Raw genomic sequence first — 13,958 nt, forward strand, 5'->3', positions numbered from 1 at the left:
CCGGTGCCGACGACGGCGGGGCCGGACCAGCCGCTGTCGAGCAGCCGGGTGAGCTCCCGGGTCAGTGCCAGCCGCACCGGCCGGGCGCGGCCCCCGCGAGAAGACCCAGGACACGGCCGCCACCAGCGCGGCGGCCAGCGCCACGACCCCGGCCAGGGTCACCTGGAGCAGCAGCGCCCCGCAGGCGGCCCCGGCGAACATGGCGAGCACGGAGCCGGCCCGGCGATGCGGCCTGGCGCCGGTCCCGGCCCCGAGCACGCTCTCCGCGGTGAGCGCCGTGAGGGTCTGGGTGAGCACCGTCGTGGTCAGGTCCCGGGGCCCCAGCAGCCGTACCGTCGCGTTCTGCAGCCCGCAGCAGAGCCCGAGCAGCGCGACGACCGCCAGCCGTTGCCTGCCCTCGGCGCGCAGCGCCCCCGTACCGAGCAGCAGCGCCGTCAGCGCGAGACCGGCCGCCTGCCCGGCGAAGGCGCGGCCGAGCCAGAGCCGTGGCCGGTCGCCGAGGAGCCTGCTCAGCTGACCGCCGAGAAACGCCCCGAGCACGAAGGCCGTCATCGCCACGATCGGCGCGACGACCGGCAGTTGACTGCTCCGTACGACGGAGAATCCCAGGAAGACCACATTGCCGGTCATGTTGGCGACGAAGACATGGCCGAGCCGCAGAAAGCTCACCGCGTCCACCAGACCGGTCGTGAACGTCATGACCAGCAGCGCCCCCACGGCCCACCGGCGCCCCACGGGAAGTTCCTCGGTCACCGGGACCCACCTGCTCTCTGCCGTGCCCGTGCTCTTCCGTGACGTACCGCGCGGCACGCCACGGACCCTAACCAAGCAGGTCACGGTCCTGATAAGAAGAACCCCGAGCGGGCATGGTCCCCACGCCCCGACGCAGCGAAGGAGAGCTCCGTGCCGCAGCAGCCCGGACGCACCGAAGAACCGCGCGACTCCTCCGTACCGCCGGTGGTACGGAACTGGGCGGGCAACGTCACCTTCCGGGCGGCGCGTCTGCACACCCCCGCGTCGGTGGAGCGGTTGCGGGAGATCGTCGCGGGCTCCGACGCGGTACGGGCACTCGGCAGCGGCCACTCGTTCAACACGATCGCCGACACGCACGGCGACCTGGTCTCGGTGGCCGGTCTGCCGGCGACCGTGGAGGTCGACACGGCGGCGCACACGGTCACGGTCGGCGCGGGGATGCGGTTCGCCGAGTTCACCGGCGCCGTCCACGCCGCCGGCCTCGCCCTGCACAACCTCGGCTCGCTTCCGCACATCTCCGTCGCGGGCGCCTGCTCCACCGGGACCCACGGCTCGGGGGCCGGCAACGGCACCCTGGCCTCCGCCGTACAGGCGCTGGAGATCGTCACCGCCGACGGCGAACTGCTCCGGCTCGCCCGCGGGGACGCGGACTTCCCCGGTGCCGTGATCGCCCTGGGCGCCCTCGGCGTGGTCACGCGGATGACACTCGGTCTCGTGCCGGCCTACGAGATCCGGCAGCGGGTGTACGACGGGCTGGCGTACGCGCGGCTGCGCGAACACTTCGACGAGATCCTGACCGCCGCCTACAGCGTGAGCGTCTTCACCGACTGGCGGCCCGGCGGCGCGGCGCAGCTGTGGCTGAAGCAGCGACCCACCGATGGCGCCGCCGGACCCGTCCCCGGCGAGGGTCCCGCGCCGGACACCTGGCTCGGCGCGGTCGCCGCGGACGGCCCCCGTCACCCGGTGCCCGGCATGGACGCGTCCACCTGCACCGAACAGGCCGGTGTCCCGGGGCCGTGGCACGAACGGCTCCCGCACTTCCGCGCCGGCTACGTCCCGAGCAGCGGCGACGAACTCCAGAGCGAGTACTTCGTGGCCAGGGAGGACGGTCCCGCCGCGTTCGACGCGCTGGCCCGCATCGGGGAGCGGATCGCGTCCGTCCTCCAGATCGGCGAGATACGTACCGTCGCCGCCGACGACCTGTGGCTCAGCCCGGCGTACGGACGGGACACGGTGGCCTTCCACTTCACCTGGGTCCCGGACACCGGCGCGGTGACGCCGGTGCTGGCCGCGATCGAGGAGGCGCTGGCGCCGTTCGCCACCCGGCCGCACTGGGGCAAGCTCTTCGTGATGGGACCCGAGCATGTCCGCGGGCTGTACGAGCACTACGCGGACTTCGAGGCGCTGACGGCGAAGCTCGATCCGCGGGGTGTGTTCCGCAACGAGCTGCTCGACCACTACTTTCCTGGTGGAAAGTGACGCAAATCACCGATTCGATGGTGCGTCAGAAGATTTGTCATAGAAAGTTAACCTGCGCCACAGACAAGGCCCAGTCGAGGTTCCTAGCCTCACCGCCATGTCCCGTCATCGTCACGCCCCCTCCGCCCGCGGCTCCCTGCCGCGCCGGGCCGCCTTCCCGGCGGCCGCCGCCGCGGTCGTCTGCCTGACCGTGTGGACGGCGACGGGCTTCCCGTCGCCGGTCCGCGGCGACTCCGACGCCGTTCCGCGGTCGGGCGGACTCTCCCGGTCCGCCACCGCCGCCCTGGAGTCGCCGTCCGCCGCGTCCTCGGCCACTTCGTCCCGCGCCGCCGCGTCCTCGCGGACGGTCGACCCCGACCAGGTCCTGACGCGGCGGCTCGCCGCCCTGCCGAAGCCCGCCAAGGCATCCGTCTCGGTCGCGCTCATCGATCTCAAGGACGGCCGCGAGGCCGACTACGGCGTCGGCACGGGGAAGGCCCTGGCGACGTACGACACGGCGAGCATCGTGAAGGTCAACATCCTGGTGGCGCTCCTGCTCCAGGCGCAGGACGAGCACCGCGCGCTCACCGCGGTGGAGAAGTCCCGCGCCACCAAGATGATCAAGGTGAGCGACAACGAGTCCGCGAACGCCCTGTGGCGCGCGATAGGCAAGGGCGACGGTCTGGACGCGGCGAACCGGCGGCTGGGCATGACCGGCACGACCGCGGGCAGCGGCCCGCTCTGGGGGCTGACGCAGTCGACCGCGGCCGACCAGATCGCCCTGCTGTCGGCGGTCTTCGGCGGCGACGCCACCTCCCCGCTGACCGCCGCCTCCCGTGCGTACGTACGGAGCCTGATGGGCGGGATAGAACCCGGCCAGGACTGGGGCGTCTCGGCGGCGGGCACGGTCACCGGGCTGAAGAACGGCTGGCTCTCGCGGAGCGCGACCGGTCTGTGGGACGTGAACAGCATCGGCCGGATCGTGGTGGACGGGCACAGCTATCTGCTCGCCGTGCTCTCCCGGGGCAGCGTCAGCATGGAGGCGGGGATCTCCTTGGTGGAGAAGGCCGCCACCACCGCGGTCTCGGCCTCCCGGGAGTGGACGTGAGCCCGCCTCACGGCCTCCCGGGCGCGGGCGTGGCGCGGCGGCTCACGGCTTCGCGGCGGTGGCCACCACCAGGACACAGCGCGGGCTGCCGTCCGACCGCGTACCGAGTTCCGGCAGGGGCAGCAGACCGGTCGTGAAGCCCGCCCCGGCCAGGTCGTCCATCACATCGGGCAGCCGGAAGGTGCGGTAGTACATCACGAACGACGGGTGCCAGAGCAGATTGCGCAGCCGCATCACCCCGTCGAACCCCCACATCGCCCAGTACGCCGCCGAGCCGACCCGGGGCGGCGCGGGCACCGGGAAGACGAACCTGCCGCCCGGCCGCAGCGCCGCGTACGCCTGGGCGAAGAGCACGGGCCGCTCGCCGGGCAGGAAGTGGCCGAACGCCCCGAAACTCACCGCCAGGTCGAAGGCGTCCCGGAACGGCAGGGCGCGCGCGTCGGCCCGTACCCAGTCCACGGCCGGTGAGCCGGACCGGCCCGGCGCGGCGGGTTCCGGAAGGCCGGCCGACGCGGCGCGCGCCGCGGCGAGCATCCCCGCGCTGAAGTCGACGCCGGTGGCCCGCTCCGCGCAGAGCCGCCGCAGCACCGCCACCCCCGCGCCGGTCCCGCAGCAGATGTCGAGTCCGGTACGGAAGGGGCCGAGCGGCGCGGCCGCACGGACCACCGCGTCCAGCAGCGGCTCGGGCGTCCGGAACGGCGTCCGGTCGAACTTCGGCGCCAGCAGGTCGTAGCCGTGCTCGACCGACGACAGTGCCTGCACGGCGAGTTCGCGAAGGGTCGGGCCCTCAGGGGTGAACATCACCGCTCACCCTATCCACCACACGGCGCGCGCCCTCACGGGGCACCCGTCAGCCCGGCGCGGGCGGCGGCGATCCGGCGCACCGCCTCCCGCAGCCGGTCGGGCGGCTGGGTGAACGGGAGCCGCAGCCACCGCTCAAGACCGTCCTGCACCCCGAAGCGCGCTCCGGGCGTCAGCAGCACGCCGTGCTGCCGCGCGGCGCCGGCCAGCCGCGTACCGATCGGCTCCGGCAGCCGGCACCAGAGGTTCACGCCCCCCTCCGGCGTACGGAAGGACCAGTCGGGGCACTCGGTACGCACCGCCCCGGCCAGCGCGTCCCGCTGTGCGCGCAGCGCACGGCGGCGCGGTCCCGGACACGGCATGGGGTCGGTGAGCAGCCCGGCGAGCCAGAGCTGTTCGAACAGCGGTGAGCCCAGGTCCAGCGAGGCCCGGACGGCACCGAGCCGGCCGATCAGCTCCTCGGAGGCCCTGATCCAGCCGATCCGCAGCCCGCCCCAGTGGGTCTTGGCGGGCGAGCCCACCGTGATCGTCCAGCGCGGCGCGAACGCGGCCAGCGGCGGCGGCGCGCCTTCGGTCCGGCACCCGTCGCCGGCCCCGTCCCCGGCCCCGTACCCGTACCCGATGCCGTCCGGGACCCCGTTCCCGTCGCCCGCGCCCCCCAGATCCAGCTCCACCGCCGACTCGTCGACGACCGTGTGGGTCCGGGTGGCGGCCAGCACGGCGCCCAGCCGTTCGCGGTCCTCGGCGGCCATCCGCCGCCCGGTGGGGTTGTGGAAGTCGGCCATCAGATACGCCAGCCGGGGCGAGGTCTGGCGGAGCGTCGCCGCGATCCCGTCGATGTCCCAGCCGGACGCGGCGAACGGATCGACCGGTACGGGCACCAGATGGCCCCGCGCCGCCGTCACCGCGTCGAAGGCGTGCGGATAGCCCGGCTGTTCGACCAGGACCCGGTCGCCGGGCCCCGCCAGCAGTCGCAGCGCCAGGGCGAAACCGTGGTGCGCCCCATTGGTGATCATGATCTCGGACGGCGCGGTGGGCAGCCCCCGCGCCGTGTAACGGGCGGCGAGCCGCTCGCGCAGCGGCATGATGCCCAGATCGTCGTACGTCTCGTCGTGCAGCGCCTCCCGCAGGGCCCGCTGCGCCGCCTCGAAGGCCGGCAGCAGACCGTCCGCGGCACCGGGGGAGGCCCGCGTGAGATCGATCAGCCCGGCCCCGTCCGGCAGCCCGGTGCCCGGGTGACGTACGCCGGGCGGAGCCGCCGTCCAGGACCCGGAACCCTGCCGGGACGCGACCAGCCCCGCGTCCCGCAGCCGCTCCAGCGCGGCGCCGATCATGGTCCTGCTGACCCCGAGCGCGCCGGCGAGCTCCCGCTCGGACGGCAGCCGCGTTCCCGGCGGCAGCCTGCCGTCCCGGACCCGGGTGGCGAGGGCGTCGGCCAGGTCGTGGCCGCCGCTGCGCGGACCGCCCCGGTGCCACTGCCCGAGCAGGGATGCCAGCCGGTCGGCGGAGATGCGGCCGGTGGCATGGCTGCTGAGAGGCGGCAATCCATTCATCGGGCCACTGTAATGAGATTGGTCATGCAGTGGTATGCGGAAACCGGCCAATCGGCCTTCTCTCAGGAAAATGGACTGATGTCCGGTTGTCCGGACGAGGGAACGGCACGACGAGGGAATGGCACACGGTGAACGGCGCATGCCGAACGGCGTGCGCCGAACGCCGGATCCGGTGGTGCTCACGGAAGCCCCGGGGCCCGGTGCAGGCGCCGGGCCAGGAGCGCCAGTTGGAGCCGCAGCCGCCCGTACGGGTCGCGCACCGGCCAGCCGAGCCACTGCTCCGCCTGTGCCAGCCGGTCCTGGAGCGTCGAGTGGTGCACGGTCAGCTCCGTCGCCGCCGCGCGCAGGCTCGGCGCGAACGCGACCGTGTGCAGCGTGAGCGCCGCCCAGGGCGCCGCGGCCACCGCGCGCTCCAGCGCCCGCACGTCGGGCACCGGCTCGGCCCCGGCACCGACCGCGCCCGCCAGCAGCACCAGGGAGCCCAGGTCGTCCGCGTACACCGTCCTCGGCCCGGGGTCCCGCTCGTCGCCCTCCGCCGTGAACCGCAGCGCGACGCGCGCGGCGGCCCATGACGCCGGGAGGCCGAGCACCGGCACGGCGGGACCGATCCCGGCCCGCCGTCCCCCGGCCGCGGCAGGCCGGCCCGCCCCGGACAACCGTGGCGCACCGGAGGCCCGGCACGCCCCGGCCGGCCGGGCCTCCGGTCCGGTCACCGCCTCGACGGCGGGCGGCGCCCCGGCCGCCGCCACCGCACGGGCCAGAGCCGTGTTCCCCAGCCCGAGCCGCCCGGCGGCCCGCCGTCGCGCGTGCGCCGGGGCGGACGCGTCCAGCAGTACCTCCACCGAGGCCGGATCGCCGCCGGGCCCCTGGACCGGGGCCCGGCCCCGGGTCCGGTCGAGGACCACCCGCGCGGCGGCCGTGAGCCGTTCCACCACCATCGAGTGGACCTCGCCGGGGCCGGGCGGCCCGGCCAGCTCCAGCCACACCGCGGGGACGCCACCCGGCTCCAGCGGCGCCGACATCCAGTGGGGACCGGGTGGAGCGCCACCGTCCAGGCGTACGCCGTCGGCGCCGACCCGGATCCGTACCCCCCGCTCCTCGTCCACCAGCCGGGCCGGGCAGCCGGAGAGCACCGCGGCGCCGCGCACCAGCGCCTCCAGGCCGGCCCGGCCCTCGACCAGCCGGTCGAAGTACGCGATCACCTGGAGCGCCGCCCCGGCGTCGGGGTCGAGCGCGGCGAGTCTGCCGGCGAGCTCCTTCACGCCCTCATCCTGCGGTGCCGGACGCCCGCGGCCAAACATGGGTGCGGGCGTCCGCCGTTCCCATTCCCGGCGGCCGGGTTCAGTTCTCCAGCAGCCGGGTCAGCCAGCGGAGTTGGGCGGCCCTGGCATCCTGGGCGAGCGCGGTCTGCGGCGCCAGCCCCTCGAAACCGTGGAAGCCGCCGGGCCACACGTGCAGTTCCGCCCGGCCGCCCGCCTGCCACAGCCGGGAGGCGTACGCGACGTCCTCGTCCCGGAAGGTCTCGGCCGAGCCGACGTCGATGAACGCGGGCGGCAGTCCGGACAGATCCGTGGCCCGCGCCGGAGCGGCGTACGGGGAGACGTCGGGGCCGCCGCGCGCCTCGCCCAGCAGGGCGGTCCAGCCGGTGTGGTTCGCGGCCCGGTCCCACACGCCGAGTCCCGCCATCTGGAGGCTCGACGGGGTGTCGTTGCGGTCGTCGATCATCGGGCACATGAGCATCTGCCCGGCGAGCGCGGGACCGCCCCGGTCGCGGGCGAGCAGAGCGACGGCGGCGGCCAGTCCACCCCCCGCGCTGCCGCCCTCGACAATGATCCTGGCGGGGTCGATGCCCAGCTCGGCCGCGTGCTCCGCCGTCCAGAGCAGCCCCGCGTACGCGTCCTCCACCGGCGCCGGATGCGGATGCTCGGGGGCGAGCCGGTACTCCACCGACACCACGACCAGGCCGAGTGCGAGCGCCCAGTCGAGGGCGCCCTCCAGGCCGGTCCTGCGGTCGCCGAGGATCATGCCGCCGCCGTGTATGTGGTAGAGCGCGGGCAGCCGGGTGGCCGGACCTGTCCCGGTCGGCCGGCAGACGAGCAGGGAGATGTCCGGCTCACCGGGCGGCCCCGGCACCGTACGCTCCTCGAACGCGATGGCGCCGTCCCGGCTCAGCTCCTCGTCGGACGGCCCCAGATCCAGGGCGCTCCGGGCGGCCGGGATGTCCGCGAGTTCCAGCGCGCCGCCCATCTCGGCGGAGATGATGTCCAGCGCCGCCGCCAGCTCCGCGTCGAACGGCGGGGGCGGCGGAACCGGGCGGCCGGTCCCGGTGGGGTGGGGCGGGGTGGCGGTCATCGGCTCTCCCTTGTCCGTGGTCACGTCCCCGTGACCGGTGGTGGCCATCCTGCCGCCGGGGCGACGGCCACCGGGAGTGGCGGGACGGCGGGGATCACCCGCCGGTCGGCGGGTTCCGGACCCCGCCCCTCCATGACCGTCCCCGCTGGTGGGCCGGCCGCCGGCAATCCCCGCCGGCCGGCCGGCGGTCACTCGCCGCGGGCCGGGATCCGCGCCGGGGAGAACTCCACCGGCAGGGATTTCGGCACCCGGGTCCACGGGGACGGGTGCCAGGCCACCTCGTCGGCGGGGATCGCGAGCTTCATGTCGGGCAGCAGATGCAGCACGGTGTTGACGGCGGTCCGGGTGATCAGCCGCGCCGGCACCTGCGCGGGACAGACGTGCGGCCCCGCCGAGAAGGCGAGATGGGCGCGGTTGCCCGGCTCGCTCATGCCGTCGTCGGGACGGATCACCGGATCGTCGTTGGCGGCGGCGATCCCCAGGATCAGCGCGTCACCGCGCCGGATGAGCCGGCCCCCCAGCTCCGTGTCGGCGAGCGCGTAGCGGGCGGGCTGGTTGTTCATCGGCGGGTCGCGCCACAGCGCCTCGTCCAGCGCGTCGTCGACCCCGAGCCGGCCCCCGTGCATCCGGGCGGCGAAGCGCGGATCGGTGAGCAGCAGCCGCAGCGCCAGCGAGGTCCAGGCGTGGACGCCCTCCGTACCGGCGGAGATCATCACCGCCATCGACTGCAGCCGTTCCTCGTCGTTGCGGAGGTTCGGATGGTTGATGAACGACGTGGTCAGATCGTCCGCCGGGTTGCTGTGCCGCTGGCGCAGCGCGTCGGCGAGGATCTCCTCGAAGTGCCGGTTGCCGTCCTGGGAGTCGTCCGCGCTGCCGAACACGGCGACCAGCGAGCCCAGCAGCCGCTGGCCCTCGTCGCTGTTCAGCCCGAAGAGCGACGCGATGGAGAGCATCGGCACGATCGTCGCGTAATCGGTCACCAGGTCCGCCAGACCGCGCTGGGAGAACCCCGCGATCAGCTCCGTGCACACCGACTCGACCTGGCGGCGCGCCCGGCGCTGGTCGATCCGGGCCACCCCCTCGTCGAGGGGCTGGCGCAGCCTGCGGTGTTCCGCGCCGTCGGCGCCGAGGACATTGGCGCGCCAGCCCATCATCGGGAGCAGCCTCGACCGCGGGGACACCACCCCGTCGTTGAGGTCGCGCCAGTTCCTGGCGTCACGGGAGTAGATCTGCTCCTGCCGGGTGATGGTCAGCAGCTCCCGGTAGCCGAGGACCAGCCAGGCGTGCACGCCGGGCGCCAGTTCGACCCGGGCGACATTGCCCCACCGGGCGCGCAGCGCGCGGTAGGCCTCCCGGGGGTCGGGCGCGCCCGTCGCCGCGAGGAGCGGCAGCGGCTCGCCCGGCCCGCCCAGGGAGGCGGCGGAGGCGCCGGACGCGCCGGGCTCGCCCGGCGCTCCGGGTGCGAGGTGTGCCGGGCACTCCGGCGGGGCCGAGAGCGGGGTGAGCCCGGGGGGACGGATCATGAGGCGGCCTCCTCGGTGGACTCGGCGCCGAAGTGCGCGACGTGGGACACGTACTCGACCAGGCTGATCAGGGCGTCCACCGACGGCATGCGCTCCCGTGCGTCGCACAACACCACGGGGGTGTCCGGCAGCAGGTCGAGCGCGCCGCGCAGCTCCGCCGTCCCGTGCACCTCGCTGTCGGGGAACTGGTTGATGGCGACCGCGAACGGCAGCCCGCGCAGCTCCAGTTGTTCGAGGACGTCGAAACTGTCCTCCAGCCTCCGGGTGTCGACGATGACGAGGACGCCGAGCGCGCCCTCCGCGAGTCCGTCCCAGAGGTCCCAGAACCGGCGCTGCCCCGGGGTGCCGAACAGATAGAGCACCAGCCGGGAGTTGAGGGTGATCCGGCCGAAGTCCATGGCGACGGTGGTGGTCGTCTTCGTGCTCATCCCCGCCAGATCGTCCACCCCGATGCTCGCCTCGGTCATCACCTCCTCCGTGCGCAGCGGTTCGATCTCGCTGACCGAGCCCACCAGTGTCGTCTTCCCGACGCCGAAGGCGCCCACCACCAGGATCTTGACGGCCTGCTGGATCGTGTCGGGTAAATAGCGGTCAGCGGAGCCGACGGAGACCATCCAGTACCTCCTGAAGGAGTTGGGAATCGGGGAGAACGGCCTGAGGGACGCCGGAGCGCGCGGAGAGGTGGCCGTCGTCGATGAGGTCGGACGCGAGCACCTTCACCAGGCTCACCGGCAGTTCGAGATGGGCGGCGGCCTCCACGAGGGAGAGCAGCCGCTCACACATCCGCACCAGGGCGCGCTCCTCCCGGGTCGCGGAGACGGGCAGGTCGCGCGGGGCGTCGGTGGCGATGAGAAGGCTCTCGACCCCGACGGTGTTACGGCTGGGCCTGCAGCGGCCCTTGGTGATCACATACGGGCGGAGGGCGCTCGCCGCATACTCGCCGTACTCGCCGTCCGGGCCACTCACCGCACGGATTCCTGCCGGGGCGGACTGCTCAGGTTGCCCGCGCCCATCCGCAGCACCTGCGCCTGCATCTGGCGGGCGACGAGCTTCGGGTCCACCACGGGGCCCGTCACCACCGCGAGATGGGCGCCTCTGGCGCTGCGCATGAACAGGTACCCCCCGTTGAACTCGACCATCTGCTGGTGGACCGCCCCGCCGTCCTCGCCGAACTCCCGGCCGAGACTGCGGGCGAGGGACTGGAGCCCCGAACAGTTGGCGGCGAGCCGGTCGGCGGAGTCCCGGTCCATCCCCTCGGAGCTGGCCAGGAGCAGCCCGTCGGCGCTGAAGACGATGGCGTCGCGCACCCCCGGCACGGCGGCCACCTCTGCGATCATCCAGCCGCGTTGCTCCGGGTTCTCCGTGTAACTCATGCTCACGTCAGTCCTTCCGGTGAATCGGGTGGGGTGGGGTACGCAGGGCCTCGCTGGCCCTGATGGGGTACGGAGTGGCCCTGATGCGGTACGAGGTCGGGCGGTGGTACGGACCGGCCCCCTTCGATGAACTGCTCCATCCAGTCGCCCGCCTGCTCGGGTGTGCCGGGCGGGGTGGCCGCGACCGGGCCCGACTCGACGGGTGCGTACTCGTCGCGCCGCGAACGCCGCTGCGGCAGCCGCTGCACGAGGGCGGCACGCTCCGGCGCGGGCCGCCGGACGGGCTCCTGGACGTACGGTGTCACTCCGTCGGCCATCGCCTCGGCCACGGCCGGTACGGGCGGGGTCGGTCCGGCGCCTCGCGCCGGAGCGGAGAGCGGCGCGTCGGCGGGCTCGGGCACCCCGTACCCGGCGCGCTCCTCCCGTACCGGCGGCGCCTGCTCCGCCGCGGCCAGGACGGCCTCGGGCGCGGACTCCTCCGCCGTGGACACCCTGGGCCTCCTGCGGACGAGCGGGACCGCGGCCGTACCGGCGGGGGGAAGGGTCTGCAGCACCTCCCGGGGGACCAGCACCACCGCGCGGACCCCGCCGTACGGGGAGGGCCCGAGGTCGACGTGGAAGCCGTGCCGGTCGGCGAAGCGGCCCACGACCGCGAAACCGGTCTGCGGGATCTCGCCGATCTCGCCGACGCCGAGGAGCCGCCGGCCGGAGACGACCTCCCGCGCGTCGGCCAGCCGGTACTCGTCCATGCCGAGACCGCCGTCGTCCACCTCGACCACCGCGCCGCGCTGCACCGCCCGCACCGTCACCGGCACCGCCGTCCGGGGCGGCGAGTACTCGGTGGCGTTGGCGAGCAGCTCCGCCAGCAGGTGGATCAGCGGCTCGACGATCGACGGGGTGACCCCGAGGTCCGGGTCGCCGGTCACCTGCACCCGCTGGTACGCGACGATCCGGCCGGAGGCGGCCCGCACCACGTCCACCATCGCCAGCGGCTTCTGCCACTGCTGTCCCGGCCATTCGCCGCACAGCACCTTGAGGCTCTGCGCGTGCCGGGCCTGCTGGGTCGCCGCGTGGTCCACCCGCATGGTGGTCTCCAGCAGATCGGCGTCGCCGGGGAAGCGGTCCGCGAGGCTGGTGACGGCGGCCTGGATCCGGTGCGCCGAGGTCTGCACCCGGCTCGCCAGCTCCACCAGGGCCAGCCGCTGCGACTCCTCGCGGTACTGGACGGAACGGGTCACCGAGGAGAGCAGCAGATCGAATCCGTCGCCCACGGCGCGCCCGAGCTGTTCGCCGCCGTGCAGCGGCGTGGGAATCTCCGAACGAGTGAGGGCCGCGGGCAGCCTCTGGTTGACGAGGTGCTCGACCTCCTCCCTGATCAGCTCCGCCTGGTGCTCGGAGCGCTGCTGGGCGTGGGTGCGCCAGCCGGTCTCACGGCGTACGGCCTCCGCCTCCCGCTCCCGGGCCTCGTCCCGGAACCGGGAGGCGTCGTACTCGGCGCGGTGGTGCCGTCCGCGCAGCACCGCCAGGGCGCCGAGCAGCAGCGCCGCGACCGCGCCGTACGCCACGGCCGCTCCGGCGCTCATCCGCGCGAGTGGCACCAGCGGTATGGCGAAGGCCGCCAGCGCGACCACGAGGGTGGCCGGCCAGAGCCACGGTGAGCTGCCCCGGGGCAGGGGAGGGGGCGCGGGGGAACGTGCCATGGAAAACCTTCGAGTTCGCTGAGAAAAGTGGTCCGGCCGAGGTCACCCGGCAGTCGTCACGGGAGGCGGAGGCGTCGCGTGGCCGGTATGACCGGGCGCACGCCCAGGGGGCGGCGGACGTCGTCGGCCTCACCGAGGTCATGCCAGTTGATCATGAGATGAACTACCTCTTCACCAGACGTTGTTGGGGATCGTATCCCCGGCGGACCGGTTCTGAAGTAACTTAACGAATACGGAGGGTCACGAAAATAAATCGACCGTTACCGACTGATGCCGACAGGTTTCGACGGATAGCGACGGATGTCGATGGATAACGACCGGCGCTGACTGCCGCTGACCGGCATCGGCGGTCGCCGGGGGGAACACGCACGGCCGGTTGGGCCATGTGGGTGTGCTCAGCGCTTCATACGCTCGATCAACCGCATCTTGTTCGTCACGTCGAGGGCCGCGACTTTGTACGACTCCGCGAGCGTCGGGTAGTTGAACACCGCGTCCACCAGATAGTCGACGGTGCCGCCGCACCCCATCACGGCCTGGCCGATGTGGATCAGTTCGGTGGCGCCCGAGCCGAAGCAGTGGACTCCGAGGAGCCGGCGGTCCTCGGGGGACACCAGCAGCTTCAGCATGCCGTGCGCGTCGCCGACTATCTGACCGCGGGCCAGCTCGCGGTAGCGGGCGACGCCGACCTCGAACGGCACGCGCTCCTCGGTCAGCTGGTCCTCGGTGCGGCCGACGAAGCTGATCTCGGGGATCGTGTAGATGCCGATCGGCTGGAGGTGGTGCATCGGGTTCACGGGCTCCTCGCACGCGTGGTACGCGGCGGCCCTGCCCTGCTCCATCGAGGTCGCGGCCAGGGCCGGGAAGCCGATGACGTCACCGACCGCGTAGATGTGCGGAACGCTCGTACGGTAGTGCTCGTCCACCGGTATCCGGCCGCGCCGGTCGGCGGCGAGCCCCGCCTTGCCGAGATCCAGCGCCTCGGTGAGCCCCTGCCGTCCCGCGGAGTACATCACCGCGTCGGCGGCGATCTTCTTGCCGCTCTCCAGCACCGTGAGCGTGCCCTCGTCGTGCCGCTCGACCGCCGCCACCGTCTCCCCGAAGCGGAAGGTCACCGCGAGGTCGCGCAGCCGGTACTTGAGCGCCTCGACCACCTCGGCGTCGCAGAAGTCCAGCATCCCGGCGCGCTGTTCGACCACGGTGATCTTGCTGCCGAGCGCGGCGAACATCGACGCGTACTCCATGCCTCTCAACTACCGCCAAACACTAACACTGCGAAGTACAGTTGCAGTTCGCACTCATGTCCTACCAGGAGCGCTCGTATGGCACACGAAGGCAAG

Annotated in this window: 12 protein-coding genes and 1 pseudogene; 2 read left to right on the plus strand and 11 right to left on the minus strand. The window is 73.6% G+C overall.

Features of this window, described 5'->3' with window-relative positions:
* Positions 1-753 (minus strand): YoaK family protein (locus AB0P17_RS42345; protein ID WP_365820321.1); only part of this gene is annotated, 753 nt, incomplete at its 3' end.
* Positions 754-903: 150 nt separating this feature from the next.
* On the opposite strand from AB0P17_RS42345, the gene AB0P17_RS42350 reads away from it, so the two are divergent.
* Positions 904-2,232, plus strand: coding sequence for a D-arabinono-1,4-lactone oxidase (locus tag AB0P17_RS42350; RefSeq protein WP_365820323.1), 1,329 nt, complete (start codon positions 904-906; stop codon positions 2,230-2,232).
* A gap of 97 nt (positions 2,233-2,329) precedes the next feature.
* On the plus strand, positions 2,330-3,319 hold the full coding sequence (locus tag AB0P17_RS42355) for a serine hydrolase (protein ID WP_365820325.1): 990 nt from the start codon (positions 2,330-2,332) through the stop codon (positions 3,317-3,319).
* A 42-nt stretch (positions 3,320-3,361) separates the two neighbouring features.
* Here AB0P17_RS42355 and AB0P17_RS42360 read toward each other — a convergent pair whose 3' ends face one another.
* The 10 genes and pseudogenes from AB0P17_RS42360 to AB0P17_RS42405 form a co-directional block, all read right to left on the minus strand.
* On the minus strand, positions 3,362-4,120 hold the full coding sequence (locus AB0P17_RS42360; RefSeq protein WP_365820327.1) for a class I SAM-dependent methyltransferase: 759 nt from the start codon (positions 4,118-4,120) through the stop codon (positions 3,362-3,364).
* Between the two features lie 35 nt (positions 4,121-4,155).
* A complete protein-coding gene (locus AB0P17_RS42365) occupies positions 4,156-5,673 on the minus strand; it encodes a PLP-dependent aminotransferase family protein (RefSeq protein ID WP_365820329.1) in 1,518 nt (505 codons plus the stop codon).
* Positions 5,674-5,852: 179 nt separating this feature from the next.
* Positions 5,853-6,935, minus strand: a complete 1,083-nt coding sequence (locus AB0P17_RS42370) for a helix-turn-helix domain-containing protein (RefSeq protein WP_365820331.1) — start codon at positions 6,933-6,935, stop codon at positions 5,853-5,855.
* 79 nt (positions 6,936-7,014) lie between these two features.
* Positions 7,015-8,025: an alpha/beta hydrolase gene (locus tag AB0P17_RS42375; RefSeq protein WP_365820333.1), complete on the minus strand. Its 1,011-nt coding sequence runs from the start codon at positions 8,023-8,025 to the stop codon at positions 7,015-7,017.
* Positions 8,026-8,213: 188 nt separating this feature from the next.
* The gene (locus AB0P17_RS42380; RefSeq protein WP_365820342.1) at positions 8,214-9,416 is read right to left on the minus strand and encodes a cytochrome P450; all 1,203 of its coding nucleotides are present in this window, start codon (positions 9,414-9,416) and stop codon (positions 8,214-8,216) included.
* Positions 9,417-9,544: 128 nt separating this feature from the next.
* Entirely contained in the window at positions 9,545-10,162 is a 618-nt protein-coding gene (locus AB0P17_RS42385; protein ID WP_365820335.1) for an ATP/GTP-binding protein, read from the minus strand.
* Positions 10,140-10,514, minus strand: coding sequence for a DUF742 domain-containing protein (locus AB0P17_RS42390; RefSeq protein ID WP_365820337.1), 375 nt, complete (start codon positions 10,512-10,514; stop codon positions 10,140-10,142). Before AB0P17_RS42390 ends, AB0P17_RS42385 begins: the two co-directional genes overlap by 23 nt.
* On the minus strand, positions 10,511-10,921 hold the full coding sequence (locus AB0P17_RS42395; RefSeq protein WP_365820339.1) for a roadblock/LC7 domain-containing protein: 411 nt from the start codon (positions 10,919-10,921) through the stop codon (positions 10,511-10,513). The genes AB0P17_RS42390 and AB0P17_RS42395 overlap by 4 nt, the downstream gene beginning before the upstream one ends.
* 2 nt (positions 10,922-10,923) lie before the next feature.
* Entirely contained in the window at positions 10,924-12,621 is a 1,698-nt protein-coding gene (locus AB0P17_RS42400) for an ATP-binding protein (RefSeq protein WP_365820341.1), read from the minus strand.
* A gap of 395 nt (positions 12,622-13,016) precedes the next feature.
* Positions 13,017-13,865: pseudogene (locus AB0P17_RS42405) on the minus strand (FAD-dependent oxidoreductase); the annotation flags it as partial.
* Positions 13,866-13,958: the final 93 nt, after the last annotated feature.

This window comes from Streptomyces sp. NPDC088124, assembly GCF_040685895.1.
In the GTDB taxonomy this organism is placed as follows: Bacteria; Actinomycetota; Actinomycetes; order Streptomycetales; family Streptomycetaceae; genus Streptomyces.